The sequence below is a fragment of the Firmicutes bacterium HGW-Firmicutes-1 genome (genome assembly GCA_002841625.1).
GTDB lineage: Bacteria > Bacillota > Clostridia > Lachnospirales > Vallitaleaceae > HGW-1.
Window position 1 is genome coordinate 32,876 of the sequence record PHAG01000006.1, and the last position, 22,940, is coordinate 55,815.

General features: G+C 33.6%; 20 protein-coding genes. 17 read left to right on the forward strand and 3 right to left on the reverse strand.

From position 1 onward, the window contains the following. Positions 1–2 precede the first annotated feature (2 nt). Complete coding sequence (locus tag CVU84_07790) at positions 3–362, forward strand: PqqD family protein (GenBank protein ID PKM94817.1); 360 nt, start codon at positions 3–5, stop codon at positions 360–362. Between the two features lie 188 nt (positions 363–550). Here CVU84_07790 and CVU84_07795 read toward each other — a convergent pair whose 3' ends face one another. Next, positions 551–1,042: a hypothetical protein gene (locus tag CVU84_07795; GenBank protein ID PKM94818.1), complete on the reverse strand. Its 492-nt coding sequence runs from the start codon at positions 1,040–1,042 to the stop codon at positions 551–553. 44 nt (positions 1,043–1,086) lie between these two features. Next, positions 1,087–1,368 (reverse strand): hypothetical protein, encoded by a 282-nt coding sequence (locus CVU84_07800; protein ID PKM94819.1) that lies wholly within the window; start codon positions 1,366–1,368, stop codon positions 1,087–1,089. A gap of 323 nt (positions 1,369–1,691) precedes the next feature. Between CVU84_07800 and CVU84_07805 the strand changes: the two genes are divergently transcribed. The 3 genes from CVU84_07805 (at position 1,692) to CVU84_07815 (ending at position 4,784) form a co-directional block, all read left to right on the forward strand. Then, positions 1,692–2,012, forward strand: a complete 321-nt coding sequence (locus tag CVU84_07805) for a hypothetical protein (GenBank protein PKM94820.1) — start codon at positions 1,692–1,694, stop codon at positions 2,010–2,012. 263 nt (positions 2,013–2,275) lie between these two features. Beyond that, the gene (locus CVU84_07810; GenBank protein ID PKM94821.1) at positions 2,276–3,652 is read left to right on the forward strand and encodes a hypothetical protein; all 1,377 of its coding nucleotides are present in this window, start codon (positions 2,276–2,278) and stop codon (positions 3,650–3,652) included. A gap of 442 nt (positions 3,653–4,094) precedes the next feature. Beyond that, complete coding sequence (locus CVU84_07815; protein PKM94822.1) at positions 4,095–4,784, forward strand: hypothetical protein; 690 nt, start codon at positions 4,095–4,097, stop codon at positions 4,782–4,784. A gap of 191 nt (positions 4,785–4,975) precedes the next feature. Here the strand turns inward: CVU84_07815 and CVU84_07820 are convergent, their stop codons facing one another. Next, positions 4,976–5,914, reverse strand: a complete 939-nt coding sequence (locus CVU84_07820) for a hypothetical protein (GenBank protein ID PKM94823.1) — start codon at positions 5,912–5,914, stop codon at positions 4,976–4,978. Positions 5,915–6,344: 430 nt separating this feature from the next. Between CVU84_07820 and CVU84_07825 the strand changes: the two genes are divergently transcribed. From CVU84_07825 to CVU84_07885, 13 genes are all read left to right on the forward strand, one after another. Further along, positions 6,345–7,913 carry a hypothetical protein gene (locus CVU84_07825; GenBank protein PKM94824.1) on the forward strand — a complete coding sequence of 523 codons (1,569 nt, stop codon included), beginning with the start codon at positions 6,345–6,347 and terminating at the stop codon, positions 7,911–7,913. 133 nt (positions 7,914–8,046) lie between these two features. Continuing rightward, on the forward strand, positions 8,047–8,943 hold the full coding sequence (locus CVU84_07830) for a 4-(cytidine 5'-diphospho)-2-C-methyl-D-erythritol kinase (protein ID PKM94825.1): 897 nt from the start codon (positions 8,047–8,049) through the stop codon (positions 8,941–8,943). Continuing rightward, positions 8,933–9,598: a GntR family transcriptional regulator gene (locus tag CVU84_07835; protein PKM94826.1), complete on the forward strand. Its 666-nt coding sequence runs from the start codon at positions 8,933–8,935 to the stop codon at positions 9,596–9,598. Before CVU84_07830 ends, CVU84_07835 begins: the two co-directional genes overlap by 11 nt. A 327-nt stretch (positions 9,599–9,925) precedes the next feature. Beyond that, a complete protein-coding gene (locus CVU84_07840) occupies positions 9,926–10,147 on the forward strand; it encodes a hypothetical protein (protein ID PKM94827.1) in 222 nt (73 codons plus the stop codon). A 3-nt stretch (positions 10,148–10,150) separates the two neighbouring features. Continuing rightward, the gene (locus CVU84_07845) at positions 10,151–11,695 is read left to right on the forward strand and encodes a spore germination protein (protein PKM94828.1); all 1,545 of its coding nucleotides are present in this window, start codon (positions 10,151–10,153) and stop codon (positions 11,693–11,695) included. Positions 11,696–11,706: 11 nt separating this feature from the next. Then, on the forward strand, positions 11,707–12,819 hold the full coding sequence (locus CVU84_07850; protein PKM94829.1) for a hypothetical protein: 1,113 nt from the start codon (positions 11,707–11,709) through the stop codon (positions 12,817–12,819). Next, entirely contained in the window at positions 12,800–13,942 is a 1,143-nt protein-coding gene (locus CVU84_07855) for a hypothetical protein (protein ID PKM94830.1), read from the forward strand. The genes CVU84_07850 and CVU84_07855 overlap by 20 nt, the downstream gene beginning before the upstream one ends. An 80-nt stretch (positions 13,943–14,022) precedes the next feature. Next, entirely contained in the window at positions 14,023–14,739 is a 717-nt protein-coding gene (gene spoIIR / locus CVU84_07860) for a stage II sporulation protein R (GenBank protein ID PKM94831.1), read from the forward strand. A gap of 726 nt (positions 14,740–15,465) precedes the next feature. Continuing rightward, on the forward strand, positions 15,466–16,266 hold the full coding sequence (locus tag CVU84_07865) for a glutamate racemase (GenBank protein PKM94832.1): 801 nt from the start codon (positions 15,466–15,468) through the stop codon (positions 16,264–16,266). Positions 16,267–16,287: 21 nt separating this feature from the next. Beyond that, the gene (locus CVU84_07870) at positions 16,288–16,725 is read left to right on the forward strand and encodes a DUF1934 domain-containing protein (protein ID PKM94833.1); all 438 of its coding nucleotides are present in this window, start codon (positions 16,288–16,290) and stop codon (positions 16,723–16,725) included. A gap of 92 nt (positions 16,726–16,817) precedes the next feature. Then, positions 16,818–19,784 carry a hypothetical protein gene (locus CVU84_07875; GenBank protein ID PKM94834.1) on the forward strand — a complete coding sequence of 989 codons (2,967 nt, stop codon included), beginning with the start codon at positions 16,818–16,820 and terminating at the stop codon, positions 19,782–19,784. Positions 19,785–19,814: 30 nt separating this feature from the next. After that, positions 19,815–21,317, forward strand: coding sequence for a hypothetical protein (locus CVU84_07880; protein PKM94835.1), 1,503 nt, complete (start codon positions 19,815–19,817; stop codon positions 21,315–21,317). 218 nt (positions 21,318–21,535) lie between these two features. Next, complete coding sequence (locus CVU84_07885) at positions 21,536–22,933, forward strand: hypothetical protein (GenBank protein PKM94836.1); 1,398 nt, start codon at positions 21,536–21,538, stop codon at positions 22,931–22,933. Positions 22,934–22,940: the final 7 nt, after the last annotated feature.

The window sequence follows — 22,940 nt, forward strand, 5'->3', positions numbered from 1 at the left end:
GGATGATTGTACATACTGTTAAGGATAAATACAATTTTGCACTCTATGTACCTGTGATCAAATACAAGGACTGGGAAATTATAGAGGGCAGAGTCAAGTTGTATTTTCATATAAAAGATCCTATCAGAAGATTTGCAGGTTGGCTGGTTAAAAAATCACCTGCTCATGATTTAACTTTTGATGAATTGTCCTCCATTACATGGATAACTGTGGATGGGAAAAAAACTATATTTGAAATTTCAAAATTAATCAATAAGGACAACAAAGATACGATGGAAGAATCCTTAAGAAGAGTGGTTACTTTCTTCCGATATCTGGCTAAGAAAGGTTGGATTACTTTTATAGAAGCTAAACCTGAATAAAAGGCAACAATAATAGGCTGCAGAACTTAGGATAAAATCCTCGGTTTTGCAGCCTGTGTGAATAAGCTAGAAATCGATTCTATGAATATGGAGATGAAAACGAAGGAGCATCGAGATGAAGAATAGAACAATAAATTTATTGCTCTATCCACGTCTCCACACATGTGGAGACCATTATAGGGCTGGGGTTAACTATTAGTGGAAGCGGAGGATCCTGCTTGTGCCATAACACAGTCAATGGCAAGAACAACCGCAAGCGCCACTACATCGTTTGTGTTATCAGCAAGATCCAATACATAGCAGTCTCCCCATGTAAACCATTCCTTTTTTATGTTCACTACATTTCGGCCTGATTCCAGTACCTCATAATTATGAGACCAAATGTCACCGTTAATTTCCCATTCAAGACCCCCAATAGAATAACGTGGACGTAGGATGGTAAATTCCTTTACGATTTCAGCTACTTGTTCGCCATTTACAAAGACGAAGAACTTAGGTAAAAAGCTAAATACCTTTTGTTGAATGAAGGCAACTTCATTGCCTGAGGTGTCAAATACGTGGAGCTTTTTGCCCCAAGAAAAAAATTCACCTTCTACAAAATATTTATCCGTTCCATGTTCATCTTTAACAGCAAACTTATCGTTCCATGAAAATATTTTTTGTTGAACACATAATTTCATCGCTATATCCTTTCTAATTCCATATCATTGCAGAGATACTCTTTTTACTTTATATCATTTCTCAAATGGTCAATAGAGTACGTTTCTCGATTTCCTTCCTTTGGCAAAGATTCCATAAACTTATTGATATCTTTCCCTTCAAGGCTTTCCAAGTACTCTATGAAGATTGAAAGCCTTTCGTATTCGGAAATTGAAAATAATACAGCATCTGGTTGATTGTTTTTTAAAACAAAAATCTTCCCGAAGCTTTCTGCTTTCTCCCTGCATGATTTGTAGTTCTTTATCATTTCAGAGTTTGAGACGATTGCTCTTGTTGAAATATTCATTTGAATTATCTCCATTTATTTATTTGATATAAGCTACCTTATATCAGTTATAACATTTTATCCATACATATTCTAAAAAATAATTAGAGTTATATTTCGCAGAATACGAATTCAATATCAAAAACTATTATATCATAGTCTTTCATCTTTTCAAAATATTTCAAGATAAAATTATTGAATTATTTAATGAAAAAACAGGAATTAAAATATTCTAAAAATAAATTGAATTATAATTAGAAAAATAATACTAAAAATAAGTTGACAAATAATTGCAAAGAGAATATGATGAACATACACTAAAATAAAAGGGCGTGAATAAATCAATGATTATTTCAACAAGAGCGATTGTTTCAAATTCTGAAATGATAAAGAATTACAAATCATGTAGAGATAAGGCAGAAAGCTTTGGTAAGATTTTTATTTTAAAAAACAATCAACCTGATGCTGTATTGTTTTCAATATCTGAATACGAAAGGCTTTCAATCATTATTGAGTATTTAGAAAGTCTTGATGGGGAAGATATTGTGAAGTTTATGGAATCATTGCCAAAGAAAGGTAATAGAGAAACATACACTATTGACCATTTGAGAAATGATATAGAACTAGAAATAGTAATAGAAGAAGAAATAGAAAAGGTTGTCTAGGTTACAGTTTAATTAATTATAAAACTCACTTTTTAAATCCATGGTTCTTGGGATTTATAAGGATCCCTCCCTTGGATAGATCACTTGAGCCTACGTTATCAAATGTAGTACTGTCTATAATCAATTCACTTAAATCATCAATTCTAATAAACAACTCATTTTTTCTAGTGTTACCTAGAAGGTTACCGAAAACTTGTTTCCTAATCAAATCCATATTGTTCTTAAAATCATAATATATTCCAACTTTTTCAGAGGTTCAATCTGTGTTTGGTACAAATAAAATCATTATATTCATGGCATTTTACATTGATAAATATGCTATGTCTTATTTTAATTCGCATATTTGGAAGTTTCGTTATTCTAAATCTTTAAAGGAGGACTACGTTATGAAGTATGTAAAGGTTAACATCGCAATCGTATTTTTGCTAACATTGAGTCTGCTATTAAGTGCTACGGGTATTCCTGTTATTGCTATTGAATTAGTTGTAAAGATAGAGGACATACCACCTATTTCTCAAAGACCAAATTTACCTACAGGATGTGAAGCAACATCGCTTACAATGCTACTTAACTTTTTTGGTAAGAATTTAACAAAAGAACAAGTAGCAGATATGATACCAAAAGGCCCAAAACCATATACAGTGAATGGTTTAACTTATGGTGCTGACCCTAAGAAAGTATTTGTAGGGAGTCCTTATGACTCGAACAGTTATGGCGTTTTTCATCAACCTATTTTATCAATTGTAAATTCTTGTTTTCCAACAAGAGCTGAAAACTTAACGGGAAAAACAATGGAAGATTTATTTGAAGTAATTGATTCGGGAAGGCCAGTTATGGTATGGGCAACGATAAATATGCTACCTATGAGATTGACAACAAAATGGAAACTTAATGATGGGAGTGCTTTTCAATGGCCTGGCGAGGAGCATACCTTACTTTTAATCGGATATACAAATAATTATGTAATTGTCAATGACCCTTATACGGGACAAGAAGAATATTATTCTAAGGCGTTGTTTGAAACAAGATGGAAATCCTTAGGGTTACAAGCGGTAACAGTTAAACCAACAGCACCCAAAAGAACTGCTTCTAACTATTATAATGATGTATACATAGATGATTGGTTTTGCGATACCATTGAAACAATGACAGAAGTAGAAATAATATCCGGTTATAGCGATATGGCGTTCAGACCCTCTGAAAATATTTCGAAAGCTGAGTTTATTAAAATGATAGTAACAGTAGAGACCGACTCGCCTTTGGTTGCAAATCAGGAGGGTGAATGGTATGTTCCATATATTATATATGCAATACAAAAAGGCCTTATTATAGATACGGATTGGGCTGATGTATTATCTGAAACAGATTTTGAAAGACCGATCTTAAGACAAGATGTAAGTCTAATTATACATAGAATATATGGACAAGTTGAGCCTGATGCTAAAATATTATCGGAAATAAAAGAAATATATACTGATGTTACTGAGTTAGATGAAGTAGAATTGAAAGCAATCGCCTTTGTAAGAGAAAAAGAGATAATAATTGGTAGTGAGGGTAAACTCAGTCCAGAAAAAGAAATTACAAGGGCTGAAGCGACTGTAGTTATTGCAAGGGTACTGAATAGTCGCAAATCCTTGTGATGCGTACAAATAATATGTGTACAAATAATATGAATAATTAATAGAAAAAATATTATTAAAATTTATTGAAATATAGGTTGACAAATTAGTTCAATTGATATAAGCTTAATCTATACAAAATAAAAGGTTGGGAAAAATGTTAAGAATATAATAACGAAATCAACCTTATCAAACGCTTAAATGATAAAAGATTATAAAGCTTTAACTGAAAATAAAGCTTTTTGAATATAAATCATACATTTATGGCCTCCCTACATAAATCCCTAATAAATCACCCCCAGATTTTTTAGGGATTTATTATTATAATTTCACCGATGAGCAAGCAAAGCTTGTATTCGGTTTCGAAACTGTAAGACAAACAATTGCAATATCAGTGATAAGCTATACTGCAATATAATAAGCTAGATGTGCTAGATACAATTATGAGAGGTGGAGAATTATTATGAATAAAAGCATGAAAATTCTAGAAAACACAAATGAATTTCAATGTGATTATGAAAACCTATATGCAAAGACAAATAAAGTGCTAATTAATAAATCAGAAACGATTAATTGTACCAATGACGATTATATTAGAACTAGAATGAAACATATATTAGAAGTTACGCAGATTTCAAGAGCAATCGCTAAAGGTCTGAATTTAAACGTTAACTTAACTAAAACTACCGTATTACCACAGGATTTAGAGAACACTTTATTTTGTGATTTAGAGCAGCTATACCCTGAATATGGTCATTCTACTACACTTGAGGGACAAATTGTTGCTATTGCTGAAGAGATTTCTCAGCGTGGACATAATCTAATTATTAAGTTTTCTTCTGATTCTCTTAATTGCAAAGAACTTTCCAAATACGAAAATTTGCGTAAAATAACAATCTTAAAATCTGAAATCGCAAATATTGATAATCAAATAAAATTAGCACATCAAAAAAATATAGAGTATATTGCGGTAACAGAACTACAACATAGTATAATTGAAGCTTCGATCATAGGATTTTTTATAAATGATGTCATTAATTGTTCCAAGGATAAAATTGAAAAATTTATTGAAGATGATTTCTATAAAGAGTGTCATCGCTTCAGTAAACTTCTTCTCAGTTTCTCTGACGAGGGTAAAATTCTCATTATTTAAGAATCTGGGTTTTGATAAGGAAAGACACTCAACCCATGTGGAGACGGTGGTAAAGCTATATCGTAAGCAAACTTTCACCCGTTAGATTCCGCCCATTCTGGGTGTACCAAAAAAAGGTTCAACCATCAATTATTGTTGAACCTTTTTTACAACCCATATGGATAGTGCTGTCGATTATTTCATGCTACCTGTTACTGACTTACAGAACTCAAGTCCATTACGATTGAACCAGCAGGATAGGTGATATCCGCTTCAATAACATTCCCTAAAGTCAAATCTTTAAAATAAACAATTCTTTTTTGTGGTCCTGAATTAATATCAAGCTTTATTATGATGCCTGTATCTTCCCAAATATATATTTTCATCTCTTGTGTAGGTGTTGTATTTTCAAAAACCAATACTGATTTTCCATCTAAATCTTCTTTGCCTTTATAATATACCTTATCAAATGTTTCCCTATCTAATTCATTCATATAAGTAAATGGTGTTACTAATTCTTCATATTCTAAAATTGGCGTTATAACGACTTGATTATTTGCTTGAGTATATACACCCATAATCCCTTTCGATTGGTTGACAAAAGTAGTTATACCTAGGCTATCTGATTTATAACTACCATTCATAAACCAAAGTTTCATAGAAAAGTCCGAATTAGCAGTATCAGTAATAATTAATTCGAAATAATAATTATCATATCTTTTTGTATCAGTAAGTATTTCACCTATTGTAATATCACTCTCAGCCGGTTTTAGAGCATATCCAATAGGATCTGCGGTCCCTTTATTTTCAATTAATTGAATTGTTTGAGTACTATTGTTGGTTGATAGAGTATATTCTGCACCAATTGTAGATTCATCTACCAATAATTCAAGTTCATCTTCAGAAACAGTAATAGCATATTTTCCTGAAGCATCTGTTAGTGCAGATATTGTGTCAATTATAACTTTAACATTAGCAAGACCATTTTCACCACTGTCCAATTCACCATTATCATTTTCATCAAAAAAAACCATTCCTGTGACTTCTCCATTTGTTGCTGCGGTTTTATCGCCTGCAGTGTTGCCAGAACAAGCAACAAACGTCATAACTAAAGTAACAAGTAGCATTAATGCAAAACAAACTCTTTTCATCTTAATCCCTCCAATACTTTTGAATGTAATTTATTATAAATATTATAACTTAAAAGTATATAATTTGCAATTTTTAATGTTTAATTGTGATTGTTTATCAAAAAATGAATCGATATACCAATGACAACGGATACAACAACAAACATCCACAATATATGCAAGCAATTTTTTGATGAGCTATGGGTGGCTCTCTGATACGAAAACGAGAGGGCAGAGTAATCGAGTTGTGTAGTAATGAATATGTTCAAATGTCCTTATAACTGTTTAGGCGGTTTTTTCTGCAATTTTCATAGCTCTATCCACCACTCCACCCACCCTGGCAACAGGCAACATAAGTTGCACAGCCGATTTTCTTGTCTATTTGGCATAAATCCTTCCACTGATTTAATATACTATAAGAGAAAATAGTATGTAGAATAGGAGGAAGGTTATGTCGCTAAATTTAAGAGAACAGAAAATGGATTTACTTAAGCCTAAGGGAAATCAAATGCTGCAAATGACTTTCGATGAGGATGTTAATGTTCCAGATATTAAGCCTGACATGGATAGAATATTGCAAACCAATGCTCAAGTTTCTATTGTTAAAGAAGAATTATTGCAAGATAGAATCATATTGCAGGGAGATTTAAAGGTTAACATTCTTTATATACCTCTTAACGATAAGAAACCAATACATAGCTTGGAGGTTGTTTTTCCTTTTGAGGAGACAATTAATGCGGATGGGTTGAGTGCAAGGGATCATATTAATATTTCAAGTAATGTTGAAGATTTGGTAGTTCATATGTTGAATTCTAGAAAGGTAAATGTCAAATCTATATCTCAACTTAAAATGGATGTTCATGAAAAGAAAGAGGTTTATATAACCTCAGATATTGAAGGCAGTAAGGATGTTGAGAAAAAGATAAATCAAGTAGTTGCATGTCAACTTAAGGAATCAAGAAAAGATAGCTATAAAATTAAGGATGAAGTTGCAATTCCTTCGGGAAAACCAAATATGATGGAAGTTCTATGGCATGAAACAACAATTCAAAATAGAGATTTTAGATTGGTTGATGGAAAGCTTAATTTGAAAGGTACCATACACCTTGCAACACTATATGCTTCGGAAGCCTCTGAAAATAATATTGAATTTGTTGAACATGACCTTACTTTTAATGGTCTTTTAGACTGTCCTGGAAGTAAAGAAAATATGATTAATGACGTTCAAATGAAAATAGTTGATGATAAAATTCTAATTAGACCAGATTTAGATGGAGAAGAGAGAGTACTCAGTGTTGAAGTGGATACTAGAGTAGATATTAAAGTATACGATGAGGAACAATCGAATGTTTTAGGAGATGTATATTCCTTAGAAAAAGATCTTATGATTAAAAAAGAACCAATTGCGTATCAAAAACTTCTATGTAAAAATCAAAGCCAAACCAATATTAAGGAAACCGTTTTAATAGATGATATTTCAAAGGAAATCCTTCAAATTTATTATGCAAGTGGAAACTGTGCAATAGAAAACATGATGCTTGCAGATGAAAAAATTAACATTGAAGGTGTTTTATTTTGCAAGATTATGTATATTGCAGCTGATGACCATATGCCGATTAATATTTTCGAAATACCAGTACCTTTTGAACACCAAATAGATATAAAAGGATTAAAATCTTCCAGTGTAGTGAATATTACTCCTTCGGTAAATTATATCGGTTGTACAATGGTAGGTGGAAAAGAAATCGAAATCAAGAGCACTGTGCAAATGAATACCATTGTTTTTGAAGAAAATTCAGTTGATATTATTACTGCAATTGATGAAAAAACGATTGATATGAAGGCATTTCAAAATATCCCGGGAATAGTAGGGTACATTGTGAAGGATAAGGAAAGTTTATGGGATATAGCCAAAAAGTATAGAACTACTATACAGAACATTAAGAAGGCAAATAGCTTAGAGGATGATATCATTGGTAAGGGTGATAAGCTAATAATCGTAAAAGAACTACTCTTTTAGCTCATTTAGGGACATTTTTAGGGGGTTTAACCACTAGAAATGTCCTTGATTATTATAGTTTCTTTGTATATAATATAAAGTATACAAAGTACAGATTGATTTTGTACAAGCTAATGTGAAAGAGGTAAGTCAGATGAATGAGATTAGAATGAAGGCAAGAGCTAAAATTAATATTTCTTTGGATGTAATCAGAAAGCGTGAGGATGGATATCACGATTTATCAATGATTATGCAGACAATTAATTTATACGACAAAGTAAATATTAAGCTAGGCGCAAAAAAAGCCTCGCCAATCACAATAAAGACGAATCTTAGTTTTTTACCTACAGATGATAAGAACTTAGTTTATAAGGTGATTGAATATATGAAGACGGTTTATGAGCTGAAAGAAAATATTTTCGTTGATTTATATAAGGTTATTCCTATTGCAGCAGGTTTAGCTGGAGGAAGTGCAGATGCAGCGGCTACCATCAAGGCAATGAATTTATTATTCGGGTTAGAATTAAAGGTTGAAGAGATGATTGCAATTGGCAAACAATTTGGTGCGGATATTCCTTATTGTCTTGTGGAAGGGACAGTATTAGCAGAAGGAATTGGAGATGAGATGACTTACTTACAACCATTTCCAGAATGCATTGTAGTGATTGCTAAGCCAAACATAAGTGTATCGACAGCATTTGTATATGGGAATTTAAAGCTTGATCAGGTTAAGAAAAGACCTAATAACCCTTTGCTTATTGAAGCAATTAACAAAGGTGATTTTGGTATAATAAGTAAGAATTTATGTAATGTTCTTGAAGAAGTGACGATACCAGAATATCCTGTTATTGAGCAGATCAAGGATAGCATGCTGCTACATGGTGCGAGTGGAGCGTTAATGAGTGGAAGTGGATCTGCTGTATTTGGGTTATTTGAAGATAAACAGCAAGCCGTATTGGCTACATCAATACTCAAGAAGCAAGAACACATAAAGTTTGCATATGCAACAACAGTTTATAATAGAGAGAGGGATTCAGATCATGGACAATAAGCTATCAGTCACTTTAAATGAATATTTACCTTTGAGAGATGTAGTTTTCAATACACTTAGAGAAGCAATTTTAAAAGGTGAGCTTGTTCCAGGAGAAAGGCTTATGGAGAAGACTTTGTCAGATAGAATGGGTGTTAGCAGGACGCCTATTAGAGAGGCAATTAGAAAGCTTGAATTAGAAGGTTTGGTTCTAATGGTACCAAGGAAGGGCGCTGAGGTTGCCAAAATAACTGAAAAAGATATAACAGATTTATTAGAGGTAAGAGCCACACTTGAAGCACTCGCTGCTAGGCTTGCCTGTGAAAGAATGAGTGAAGAAAGCATTGAGAAATTGATAGGTTTAAAGAATGAGTTTGCTCGCGCTGCAAAGAAAAAGGATGTTGAACTAATTATTAAGAAAGACATTGAATTTCATGATGCTATATTTGCTGCAACAGGAAATGAAAAGCTTATTCAAATTGTTAGCAACTTGAGAGAACAGATTTACAGATTTAGAGTTAAATATATTCAACAAATGCCAGATTATCAAGTCCTTGTCAACGAGCATGAAGAAATTGTAGATAGTATTATCAATCATAACAAGCAAAAAGCAGAAGAAATTGTTATTAGACACATTGCAAATCAAGAAAAAGCAGTAATTGAAATGTTAGATTAATGGAGTTGTACATCTTATAAATAAATATGTAGGGCCATGCGATAAATACTTGGGTATTATCACATGGCCCTTTTAGATTTGCATAAGTAATTGGAAAAGCGGCAGATGGGCAAACGAAGATATAAGTATACATAGCCGATTTTCTTGTTTTCTAGGAATGATCTGCATAAGCAATTGGAAAAGCGGCAGATGGGCATCGAAGAGATAAGTATATATAGCCGATTTTCTGTAACTAGAAAAATTTGTATAATAATCAATAACTTATCAAATACTTTATTAATAACATTATGAATCAGTCGAGAATCTTTGAAATAAAAGGAGTATTCAATGCTATTAAAAAGTATCTTGCGAGAGTTTTCCAGCATCATCTCTATGCAATTCATGATCATGATGGTGATTATTGCTCTAATATTAATATTTCATGACAGCCCTATGTTAGAAAAGAAAGGTGCAACAAAGGATAGTAAAATGGCAAAGTTTTGTGGGGTTGTTTATTTGATCCTTGGGGTTAGTCTATATTTTGCTGCAAAAATAGTAAGGAGTATATGATTAATGAAAAGTATCAGTAGCCTTCATAATAAAGAAACAAATAAAATTGAATTAGATTTAATGAAAAGCCTTGACGAGAACATAAAGGTTTTTGAAGCTCTGTTTAACAACTGTGATGATGTGATTAAAAAGAAGTTTCAAATCGGAGAGTTAGATAGCGTGTGGGGATATATCAGTTACGTAGACTCAATGGTTAATCGTAAGGTGGTAGAGGACTCAATCCTTGAACAGATTATAGAGCAAATTAAGAATGTTCCAAAAAACATATCGGAAAATCTTAATTTATTTGAATTCGTTAAGAGTTATGCAATATCTACAGCTGATGTAAAGGAATTATTTACCTTTGATGAAGCGTGTCTTGCCGTGTTATCGGGAGATACGATCATGTTTATAGATGGTTTTGATAAAGGGCTGCTTATTGCAACGAAAGGTTGGCCCAATAGAGGAGTTCAAGAGCCAGATACAGAAGGAGTTGTTAGAGGATCGAAGGAAGGTTTTAGTGAAGCACTTCGCATAAATACTGTATTGGTTAGAAGACGAATTAGAGATACAAAGCTTAAAGTAAGACAAGAACAGGTAGGTACAAGAAGTAGAACGGATATAGCCATTATGTATATCGAGGATTTAGCAAGAAAAGAGGTCTTAAAGGAAATAGATATAAGGCTTCATAGCTTCACTATAGATGCAATTTTTGAAAGTGGTATGCTTGAAGAAATTATGGAAAAGGAATGGAAATCGCCCTTTCCTAGAGCTCAAGTTACGCAAAGGCCAGATAAGGTCGCTTCAGCGCTGCTGGAAGGGAGAGTAGCAATCGTTGTTGATAATACACCATTTGTACTTTTGCTTCCAACAACAATAAATTGTTTTTTTCAGTCTTCCGAGGATTATTATCAAGGCTTCCTATTTTCGAGCTTTGTGAGAGTATTAAGATATGTATCTGCGGCTATGGCAGTAGCCTTGCCAGGATTATATATTGCGCTAACATGTTTTCATACAGCGATGATTCCACCAGAGCTTGTGTATTCAATAGCTGCTGCAAGACAGGGGGTACCTTTTCCAACGATTATTGAAGTATTGATCATTGAATTAGAATTTGAGTTTTTAAGAGAAGCTGCGGTTCGGCTCCCGGGTTCCATCGGTAGTACCATTAGTATTGTAGGTGGATTGGTAATTGGCCAAGCAGCAGTAGCTGCAAATATAGTAAGCCCAATCATTATAGTAATTGTAGCGATTACTGCTATCGCTTCGTTTTCGATACCAAATTATACCCTTGCAAATGCTTATAGAGTTGTAAAATACTGGATTATATTGGGATCAAGTATGTTTGGTTTGTACGGTTTTTGGATTTGTATATTGGTGGTATTAATACATCTTGTATCTTTAAAAAGTGTTAATTTTCCTTATTTAATGCCCTTTGTATCAGGTGATATAAATGGGGATAATGACCTTAAAGATAGCTTTTTTAGATTTCCAGTTTTCTACTACACGAAAAGACCAATATTTACACGAAAAGGTGAAAAATTGAGATTTAAGGTTAAGCATAAATAAGGAGGAGAAACATGTTTTCAGGTAATGATAAAATATCAATTAGACAGTTACAAATTTTGTTGATACTTACTCTTTTTACAAGTGTGAGTCTCATTTTGCCTAGAATTACTACGGAATATGCAAAGCAAAATGGTTGGCTTTTAATTATTGGGGCTGCGGTTCTTACGATGTTGTATAGTTATTTTATTACAACACTTGGGAAAATGTTTCCAGATAAGACAATTGTTGAGTATTCTCAAGAAATAGTTACGAAACCAATAGGCAGCCTTATCTGTTGGATATTGGTTATTAAATTAATCATATTTCTTGGACTTGAAATTAGAATTTTCGGGGAGCTTGTCAAACAAACGCTATTAAGTAATACACCTATAGAATTTATCATGATAATAATGCTGTTTACAGCAGTTTACTTAACTAGAAAAGGCTATGAACCTAGGGCTAGGATTGCTGAACTAATCATTTTTCTTGGGCTTATTCCAATCATGTTGGTGCTCCTTTTTGCATTACAAGATATTAGATTAGACAGATTGGCGCCATTTTTTACCATAAAAGCGTCTGAATTTGTTGCAGGTAGTTACTTTATTTCAACTGCAATGGTAGGGATTGAATTTTTATATATTGCAATACCCTTTTTAAGGACTCCACAAAAAGTAACAAAGGCTGTAATGCAGACTGTAATATTTGTAGCAATACTAAATTTAATGATTAATTTTATTACTGTTGGGCTTTTTGGACCTATAAAAACAGCAAGAGAGATATGGCCAGTTATGACTATAATGCAAGTGATTGAGTTGCCGGGAGCCTTCATTTCTAGACAAGATGCATTAATGATGAGTTTTTGGATATTGACTACCTTCGGGTTAATTAATTGTTATATATTTTTTATTAGCATACTTACATCAAGATTGATTAAGTCAAAAGAAGCTAATTGGATTAATCTATTGGTTATTCCAATTGTTTATGTAATAGCATTGGTTCCAAACAATGTTCCGCATACTTTTGAAACGATAAAAAGGTTAATACAATTATATGGCATAATCTTTGTTTTGCCTGTCCCAATCCTACTTTTGGGAATAGCGAAAATTAGAAAGTTAGGTGTAAAAGATGATACGAAGCAGAATTAAACTATTCATTACTTGTATAATAATATGTGTTTGTTTATGCGGATGTTGGGATAAGGTAGAAATAAATGATAGGGCGTTTGTAATGGGTATTGGCTTAGACAAAAAGGATGATCTTTTACAAGTTACCTATACGATACCTAATTTACCTGTTCTTACTGGTCAAGGTGGTGGGGATGAAAAAAACTTTGTTAAGGTTGTAGAAGCAGAAACATTACATGATGCAAATAAAAAGTATAATTTAATTAGTCCAGATAAGTTGACATTTGATCATTCAAAAATAATTGTTATGGGAAATGAATTTCTGCAGGATGATGTTGCAATGAGAAAGATGTTAGACTATTTAACAAGGAGCCCAGAATATGCAATGAGTTTATTGATCATTACAACTGATAAAACTGCAAAGGAACTCTTAGAAGCTAAACCAAATGCAGAGGAACCAAACAGTTTGTTTATTTCCGAGCTGTTTAGTGGCATGGAAGCAGAAGAAGTGAATGATTATAAAACAACTCTATTGGATTTTTTGATTTCGGTAATGGATACTAAAGGCGGGGGAAGCTTGCCTCTAATAAAATATAAAGATAAAGAGATAAGCCTCGACGGCATTACAATCATTAAGGGTTTTAAAGAATGTGGCACATTATCAATTGAACAAATGGTTCCGTTCAATTGGATAAGGGGTACAGATAAAGGCGAGAACACGATCAGGAAAGAAACTTATATATTAAAAAACATTACCTATGAGATTAGTGAAGTAAAAAGGAAAGTAGAATTTAAAAAAACCAAGCAAGGTATAGATATTAATATTTTAGTAAGTATGGAAGGAGATATTATAGAATTTGAGCTTGCGAAGGATATTGAGAAGGAAGAAGACTTTTTTAAAGAAAAATCAATAAAAGAAATGGAAAAAGAGCTTAAAGAAGGAATGGAAGAAGAAGCAAATTCAATGGTTAAATATATTCAAAATGAATTAGGAGTGGATATATTAGATTTGTCAGAATCCATGAAAATACAAGAAGGAAAGCTTTGGGAAGAAATGAAAGATAACTGGGATTTGTATTTTGTAAGTGCCAATATCCATGTAGAAATAGAACCTAACATTAGAAGAATAGGCATGACGAAATAATTTTGTATAAAAATTCTTATTTGGGAAATAATTAAGTTATTAACTGAAATATATACATGGATAGAAAACGGGGGATTGTCATGAAAAATAATAATTCATTTATCATTAAAAAAACAAATAAGAGAAGAACAGCGATAGGAGCTGGCATTGTTATCTTAGCTCTACTTGCTATCATTTATGATATGACGATAGGTTTTACAAAGGAAAAGGATGTTGTTGTAGAAGGTTTATCCAATAGCCTGATAAGGTTTCATGTTATTGCTAACAGCGATTCAGAAGAAGACCAGTCACTCAAGGTAAAAGTAAAGGATGAAGTCATCGAAATGATGCAGGTACTACTACAGGAATCAACGTCTGTTGATGCATCCCGAGAAATTATCCTTAAAAATATGAGTAATATTAAACAAACAGCTGAAAATGTAATTAATGAGAATAATTTTAGTGATGAAGTAACGATTGCCTTACAAAAGCAAGAGTTTCCATTAAAGCAATATGGAGATATTGTTTTGCCACCGGGAGAATATGAGGCACTGGTGATACGTATTGGTGCCGCAGAAGGCAAAAATTGGTGGTGTGTACTATTCCCACCCCTATGCTTTGTAGATGCAACCCATGGCGTAGTCGATAACCAATCCAAACAAGCCCTAAAAGACGTGCTATCAGATGATGAGTATGCAGCGATTGTGATGTCAAAGGACAAGGATGTTAATATCAAAGTGAAAAGCAGACTATTCAAATGGTTTTCGGAGAAAGATCGTGATGATATAGATGAAACTGTATTTGCTGATAAAAGATAAAATGATTAGTGATATAAGGTTGAAGGCTGTCGATAAAAGCATTTTTTCTGATAGGTGTATTGATTATTGGCAGTAAGTGTTCATTTTTCTGGCCTTACCCTTCGGCCGGTCAGGCGAAAAATGAACACTTACTGCCTTTATATTGATATAGAAGAAAAAATGCTTTTATCTCTGTTTCTTAATTGGTAAATAATTAAAGTGCCAATAACCTGGAAGCTTAGTGATATAGGTTGAGTGCTGTCGATAAAAGCATTTTTTCTGATAGGTGTATTGATTATTGGCAGTAAGTATTCATTTTTCTGGCCTTACTCTTCGGCCGGACAGGCGAAAAATGAACACTTACTGCCTTTGAATTAATATAGAAGAAAAAATGCTTTTATCTCTGTTTCGGTAATTGATAAATAATTCGACGTCAACAACCGGGAACCTAAGTAACATAAGGTTGTTTGCTATTAATTTATAATACAGAGATAAAGAGGTTATACTATGTGTTTGATAGTGGAGCAGGAGGAGGAATGGCGTGACTTAACCCGCATGGATGCGGGTTGGAGCGAAAAAAACACATATTATAACCTCTTTGTCGACAACGACCGATATCACTAAAAAGAATAACCTCTTTGTTGCCATCCTAACACCTATAAAACAATAGGTTTATTTTTATGTTGATAATTACGCTGTTTAGATATAAAATAAAGGAGGTAATGAAAGTAACTGTGGAGGAACACAATGGATAATAGACCAATTGGCGTATTTGATTCGGGCTTTGGTGGTTTAACAATAGCCAAGGAGATTATGGATCATTTAACAAACGAAAGAATTGTTTACTTTGGCGATACTGCACGTATTCCTTATGGCAGTAAATCCAAGGAAACAATTATTAAATATTCAGCTCAGATTATTAGGTTTTTACAAACAAAAGATGTTAAAGCGATAGTAATCGCTTGTGGTACAGCAAGTGCTACCGCCTTAGAGGCAGTAAGAGAGAAATTTGATTTGCCAATCATTGGTGTTGTTGAGCCGGCTGCAATGTCTGCAGTCAAGGAAACAAAAAACAATCGAATTGGTATTATCGGAACGGATGGAACAATAGCAAGCAAATCATATGATCAGGTAATTTATAAGCAAACGAAGAATATAGATGTATTTTCAACGGCTTGTCCTTTATTTGTACCGTTAGTTGAAGAAGGCTGGCTAGAAGATGAAGTTACAGTTGAGGTTGCAAAAAGATATTTAAAAACATTGAAGGATAAAGATGTTGATACATTAATATTAGGATGTACGCATTATCCACTATTGTCAAAGATTATTGGGGAGATAATGGGGGATGTAACCTTAATTAACCCAGCCAATGAGACAGCGGCAGTATTAGATAAGTTACTTACTTCAAAGGACTTGAAGCACGATGATCACGAACCAATTCATGAGTTTTATGTAAGTGATCGTGCGAATAAGTTTGAAGCATTTGCAAAGATAATTTTACAGAGACAAACATTGCATGTTCAGCATATCAATATAGAAAACTATTAATGGAAAGAGACAAAAGTAAATATGAAAAAAGATGTACTTATAACTGTAAAAGGTATTCAAGGTGATGTATTAGATAGTGAAAAAATTGAGATGATCACTACTGGATCATTTTATGAAAAGAATGACAAGTATTATATTCATTACATTGATACCGCCCTAGACTCTGAGGTAGAGACAAAAACCTCTGTAAAGATGAATTCTAACAAGGTGTCTATTACTAGATTTGGAGCAACCAGTACCCATATGATTTTTGAAGAAGGGGTAAGTCATTATGCACCCTATGAAACTCCTTTTGGTATTTTTGAAATAAAAACGCATACCAATAAAATCTCTTTGGAAAAAAATGAGACGAGCTTGAAGTTAGCGGTAGAATATTTGTTAGAGATCAATAAAAGATCATCAGGTGTTGCTTATTTTGAGCTATATGCAAAAGAGATGAATGAAGAAACTATCTTGTAATGTAATTGTAAACAAATACACCTTAAAAAACCTTAAGGAAATGCCGAAATAATAATAAGCAACTAAGATAGATCTGCATTGGAGGCTTTTTTATGAGAAGAAATATATTAGCAATGGCAATGGTCATGATTTTGTTAATTCATAGTGTATATATGATTTATGGTGCGACAGATACAAGTGTATTATCAGAACCGATCAGTGGCGTTTATACAGCAAGGACTACAGGAAATGCCATTATTAACAATCTCCGTTTTACGGATCTTGCTACTTCCCATTGGGCAAAGGAGCCTATTACAAGATTAGGTGCCATAGAGGTAATTAAAGGTGATTCTAATGGAAGGTATAGACCAAATGCAGCAGTTTCGAAAGAAGAGGCATTGGCGCTATTAATTAGAATGGTTGGAAAAGAAGGTGAAGCAATTCTTGCAGCTGAGCAGCTTGCGGCGGGGAATGCTACCGAAGAGGCTCTAAAAACTACTTGGTCAAAAGGCTATATGAAAGTAGCAAATAGTATGGGACTCATTACTGCGGCAGAATATAGAGATTCAATAGCAGATGATCAAACGAGCTTAGATCCTACATTAAGCTTTATGAGACAAAATGCTGTAACGAGAGAACAAATTGCAAAATGGATTGTGGAGGCAGTGAGCACCATCAAGCCAGATCAACTGACCCCTGTTTATACGCAACAGGCTATTTTTAATTATACCGACTGGAATAATATGGGAGCAGAATTTACTCCTTACATAGAAGCGGTAACTAAAAATAAAATTATGGTAGGAAATGGCGGAAGATTTCAACCAAAATCTTCTTTAACGAGAGCTGAGTTTGCACAGATTTTAAAAAACATGGACAAAACCCTTTACGATTCTATGACTATAGATCAAAAGGGTGGATTTGTTGCAGCCATTATAGATTCCAATGTAATTGATCCTATTACTGGGACGGCTACTAGATCCTTCTTAATTCGTAACAATGAAGGAAAGGTAGACCAACTGAATTATGAATATAAGAAGAATGCTGGAAACCAAATCGCTACGAAGGACACACCAGTATATCAAGCGGGAGCGGTTAACAGTATGCTTTCCTTAAAGGAAGGAGAGGCTGTTGAGTACTTAGTGGACCAAGAAACAAAGGAACTTCTTTATGTATATAGCAAAGGAGATACCAAGCCTGTGAAGGTTACAGGTATATTGCAACCAATTACTGGACTTGATCAGGGACAAATTACAATCAAGACAAAAGATGGAGTGCTTTTTACTTATCCTATGAGAGCTAGTCTCTATGATTCAGTAGGTAAAACGGTGAGAATTGATGGAAAAACATATACGTCGGATACAGCACCTGTTAGCGCATCGGTTATATTGACATTGCTTAATTCGATAGTTACAGACATAAACTATATTGGAACTGAAACAGTATATTCTGAAGTAAGTGGTATAGTTAAGGATAATAATCCGGCCTTTTCTTACATTACAATCATTGATTGGAATGGAAAAGAAATTACCAAAAGCTATAATAAAGGCAAGGTAGTTGTGGAGAAGCAGAATTATTATGATGAATCAGATGAAATTGGATATATAGATCAAATGTTCCCGGACTTTAGATTTGATGACAGAGATAGTAATGTTGAAGAGATTGAGGTGGGTGACATTGTTCACTTGAAAATAGATCCTACAAATAAGGACTACGTATCGGCAATTAGTGCTAAGACAAATTATGTAGTAAAATATGGAACAGTGAAGGATATTGCCTATAAGGGCGCAGAAGGAGCTAATATTATAATTGGTTATGATGACTTATCTGTAGCAACTTATGAAATATCTTCTGGTATACCTGTATTAAAATCAGGAAAAAATGTTGGATTATTAAACCTATTACCAGGAGATGTTGTTAGAATGCTTATAAATCAAGCGGTACTAGAACCGGGGAATGTTAAAGAAACAGTAAAAGAATTAATTATAGATCAATATGGCAACCAAGTTGCAAATGTATATAAAGGACAGATGAGTACGATTAATAAACAACAAAGAAAAGTAACCTTGAACAATTCTTATTCATTGACAGCTTTGGGTTGGGGAAATTATGCGCCAGCAAAAGCCTTTGATATATCTGCAGCAGATGTTGAATACTTTCAAGGTGGAAAGCAAATTTCCCTTGAATATGCAGAAAAATACTTAACACAAGCGGGTATTGAAGCCTATGTAGTAACATCTGAATATCCAGGTACAGAAAAAGTTGAAAAGATTACTTTTAGGGAAGGAAGAGATTCAGTATTATCACCAAGTAACGTGACCTACTCAAATGGCTTAGATAAGCTGACTATTCTTTCGGAAAGCAACACCATTGCTATGGATCCCGGTACGATTGTAATTAAGAATGGTAAGCTTGTACAAGCAGGGAATGTGATAGCCCCTGACTATGCTCAAGTCATTTTAAATGGTAATTCTAGTGCAGCTATTGTAAATATTGAACCCGAACCTAACAATGATGCTATTTCTGTATTTAGAGGTAGAATTCAGAGTATCAAGGAAGGCGAATCTTTCCAAGTTCAGTCCCATGCTGTATTAATGGATGTGAAATGGATATATTCACCCATTCCTAGGATCTATAATTTAACGAGTAGTACTCTAATTTATGACGAAGATGGAATCATACCTTTTGATGAATTTGTTGATTATTCAGATATTTCAAAGGCTGACGAAGTATATACCATAATTGCAGAAGGTACTAACGCAAGTTATCTAGTTAAAAATCCATATGCTACTGAAGGGGTAAAAGGACAAGTTTATGAAGTGAATGAAAGCTCAATCATGATAAAGGATGCATCAGTCTATTCTTCAGCTACGAACAAGTGGACAATCTTAAGCTTGAGTAATAACTATGCACAGATGAATACCTTCACCAATTCAGTAATCATCAAAAACAATAAGGTGATTACTAAAGACGAACTTAAACTTGGAGACAATATTAGGATCATGACTACTGAAGACTTAGCCAGCAAGTTATTATTGAATTCTAAAAGAGATGTTGATGCATATATCATTTTTGTAGAATAAGAATTGATAAGTAAAGAAAGAGGTGCTACTATGAAAAAATATAAAGAAATTATTTTATGCGTTTCTTTAATGATGATTTTATTTATCAGTATTTCCTATGGAGATGATGGTGGAGAAATGGGTTATTCAGGTGGAATTTCTGAAGGAACCAATTTACCCTATACAATGGACAAGTACGTGGATTCTAAGATTAAAAAACAAACCGTATTTGATTATCGAGAAATTGTGTTTCTATCAGGTGTTCCGATAGAATGCAAAGGTACCATTACTATTGTGAAGGGCGAAGTAGATTATATTAAGGAACCAAGTGGTACCTATAAAGAAACCTATACGATTAAAGCAAGTGATACAGCTGGAACAGCAAACATTAGTCGAACCCTTAATTTTACAACTTCATATAGAGTGAAAGAAGGAGAATTTAAGCGACAAATCATTAGAAATTCACAGCTTACAAAGTGGACAGAAACGATTGTAACGCCAGAGGGTACATACGCATTAATCGAAACAGCGTCTACTTATTCGAAATCTTCAATTGAAGATTTGACACCGGGTGTTAGCTATTATGATACGGTTATTTCTTATAACGCTCATTATAGTATTGATGAGAAGGAAGTTATTTCCATGGTAAACGGTAATATTTATGGTTATTCACAGCCGTGGTCAAAGGTAGAAGCACAAAAATTGAAAATGGAGATTTCACGTGATGGTGGAGCAACCTTCGATACGGTAATAGAATTGAAACCTTTTTTAGAAGCAAAAAAAACCTTATATTATGATGAGACAGATCCATTTCCAATTAGCTTTGGAGGAACCTTCAACCAAAGACTTGAGAGAGAATCAACCTTGTCTTACAATATTCTATCCTCGAGCAAAGTATTAACAAGTAAACAAAAGAATGGAAACATTTTAATTTCCCCCGCAAATGATCTTGAAAAACTGCCTATTCCCGAAAATCTTGATTTTATAGCAGGGCATTGGGCGGAAGAAGATGTTAAGAAAATGTACAGTATGGAGATATTTACGGATACTCCGAATAATGGAATGCAGTATCAAGCAATGCATCGAGGTGCTTTTGTGAAAGCGTTATGTCTTTCTATGGATATTAGCACTGAAAAATATGATAAAGTAACGAAGACTTCACCTCAAATATTTGCAGATGTTCCTACAACACATCCGCTATATAAATACATCATGGCAGCATATGATGTTAAGCTTATTAAAGGTATCGGCACAAAATTTGGTGTTGATGTACCGATTACAAGGCAAGAGGCCTTTACTATTTATGTTAGAGTAATCGGGTTAGAAAGACTTGGAATTACGAATAGCCCTCAAACCCCTTTTCTTGATGACAATAAGATTGCATCATGGGCTAAAAAAGAAATTATGGCAGGTTTTAAATTAGGGATTATTAAAGGGGACAATGGTTATGTAAAACCAACCCAATGGATCTCAAAGGCAGAGGCTGCAGCTATAATTAACAGATTAGTGGATTATTTAAGAGAAGAAATTTCTGTAGATTATCGAAAAAACTAAATTAGTTAATTTCTTGTTCACTAAGAACTACATATACAATTGGAAAAGCGGCAGATGTGTAACAAGTATTTAAACTTAGCGTAGCCGTTTTTCTTCTAACAAAGAACGTTGTACATATGAAATTGGAAAAGCGGCAAACGTGTAACAAGTGTTTAAACTTAGCGTAGCCGTTTTTCTTGGAAAACAAAATATTGATAGACAAATCGGAGGAATACCAAATGAAAAAGATGATCATGCTCCTAGTATTTATGGTTTTTGTTAGCTTTCCAATTGCGAGCTATGCAGAAACTACAACAACGGTTGAAACTACTGTAGAATATGACAGAATGTTTAAAGAGGTAATGGACTATGTTAGAGGGACTTATATTAAGGGAGATGAACTTACTGAACAACAATTATTTGAAGCTGCAATGAAAGGGATGTTTGGTGAATTAGATGTTTATTCAGAATTTATGACACCAGCTGAAGGAGCTGAATTTACTGAATCACTTAATGCAACCTATGTTGGCATCGGTGTTCAACTTACAACAGTTGGCGAGTATATTGGAATTAGTAAGGTGTTCAAGGGGTCTCCTGCTCTTGCAGCGGGAGTAAAAAAAGGAGATTATTTTGTAAGTGTTGATGGAGTTAGCGTAAAAGGCTTTTCTACTGAGGAGCTGTTAAAATTAGTACTAGGTGAAGAAGGTACGACTGTTAAAATTACCTTTGGAAGAGGTGGAACAACATACGCCGTAGACATCATTAGAACGTTAATAAAAATACCGACAGTTGAAACTCTTAAAATTTCGGATTTATATAAAGGGCTGAAGGCTGAAGATGAAAACCAAATAGCATACATATCTTTATCAAGCTTTTCACAAAAAACAGATATCGAATTTAAAGATGCTATTGGAGTGGCTCAATCAACGGGTGCTAAATACCTTATTTTAGATATGAGAAATAATGGTGGTGGATATGTATCAACTGCTGTAAACATAGCACAAAGCATTGTTCCTGAAGGACCAATTGTTCGCTTTGTTGATGCAAGCGGGGCGGAAGTCGTTCATTCTTCAACAGCAAAAAGCGTTCCTTTTGAGATTGTAGTACTTGTTAATGAATATAGTGCCTCTGCAACTGAGTTTGTTACAGCTGCAATTCAAGATTCTAAAGCTGGCACAGTAGTAGGAGAAACAACCTACGGCAAAGGTGTTGCACAGTATTTCGCCGGGTATGAACAAGGATATATTATTAAATTAACCATGGAAGAATTTTTTTCAAGAAACAATAATAAAATTAATGAAGTAGGAGTTAAGCCAGACTATTTTATTGAAATACCGGATTATTTAATGGGAGAAACCAAATACTATTTACATGATGAAGTTGATAATGTTATACAAGTAGAAAAGGTTTTGAATTTTCTAGGATATAATGTTGGAACTCCAGATAAAAAATATGATCGAAAAACCTTTAATGCTGTTAAGAAATTCCAACTTGATCATGGATTATATGGTTATGGTGGGTGTGATTTTTCTACACAAGCGAAGTTAAATGAGGCAATGCTTAAATCTATTGAAGCAAATGATCCACAAGTTCACAAGGCGGTATCCTTAATACTAGACAAAATACATAAAAATTAATATATAG

Coding starts and splice junctions, on each gene's coding strand:
- CVU84_07790 (PKM94817.1), top strand. CDS start 3: ATGATTGTACATACTGTTAAGGATAAATACAATTTTGCACTCTATGTA.
- CVU84_07795 (PKM94818.1), bottom strand. CDS start 1,042: ATGAAATTATGTGTTCAACAAAAAATATTTTCATGGAACGATAAGTTT.
- CVU84_07800 (PKM94819.1), bottom strand. CDS start 1,368: ATGAATATTTCAACAAGAGCAATCGTCTCAAACTCTGAAATGATAAAG.
- CVU84_07805 (PKM94820.1), top strand. CDS start 1,692: ATGATTATTTCAACAAGAGCGATTGTTTCAAATTCTGAAATGATAAAG.
- CVU84_07815 (PKM94822.1), top strand. CDS start 4,095: ATGAATAAAAGCATGAAAATTCTAGAAAACACAAATGAATTTCAATGT.
- CVU84_07820 (PKM94823.1), bottom strand. CDS start 5,914: ATGAAAAGAGTTTGTTTTGCATTAATGCTACTTGTTACTTTAGTTATG.
- CVU84_07825 (PKM94824.1), top strand. CDS start 6,345: ATGTCGCTAAATTTAAGAGAACAGAAAATGGATTTACTTAAGCCTAAG.
- CVU84_07830 (PKM94825.1), top strand. CDS start 8,047: ATGAATGAGATTAGAATGAAGGCAAGAGCTAAAATTAATATTTCTTTG.
- CVU84_07835 (PKM94826.1), top strand. CDS start 8,933: ATGGACAATAAGCTATCAGTCACTTTAAATGAATATTTACCTTTGAGA.
- CVU84_07840 (PKM94827.1), top strand. CDS start 9,926: ATGCTATTAAAAAGTATCTTGCGAGAGTTTTCCAGCATCATCTCTATG.
- CVU84_07845 (PKM94828.1), top strand. CDS start 10,151: ATGAAAAGTATCAGTAGCCTTCATAATAAAGAAACAAATAAAATTGAA.
- CVU84_07850 (PKM94829.1), top strand. CDS start 11,707: ATGTTTTCAGGTAATGATAAAATATCAATTAGACAGTTACAAATTTTG.
- CVU84_07855 (PKM94830.1), top strand. CDS start 12,800: ATGATACGAAGCAGAATTAAACTATTCATTACTTGTATAATAATATGT.
- spoIIR (PKM94831.1), top strand. CDS start 14,023: ATGAAAAATAATAATTCATTTATCATTAAAAAAACAAATAAGAGAAGA.
- CVU84_07865 (PKM94832.1), top strand. CDS start 15,466: ATGGATAATAGACCAATTGGCGTATTTGATTCGGGCTTTGGTGGTTTA.
- CVU84_07870 (PKM94833.1), top strand. CDS start 16,288: ATGAAAAAAGATGTACTTATAACTGTAAAAGGTATTCAAGGTGATGTA.
- CVU84_07875 (PKM94834.1), top strand. CDS start 16,818: ATGAGAAGAAATATATTAGCAATGGCAATGGTCATGATTTTGTTAATT.
- CVU84_07880 (PKM94835.1), top strand. CDS start 19,815: ATGAAAAAATATAAAGAAATTATTTTATGCGTTTCTTTAATGATGATT.
- CVU84_07885 (PKM94836.1), top strand. CDS start 21,536: ATGAAAAAGATGATCATGCTCCTAGTATTTATGGTTTTTGTTAGCTTT.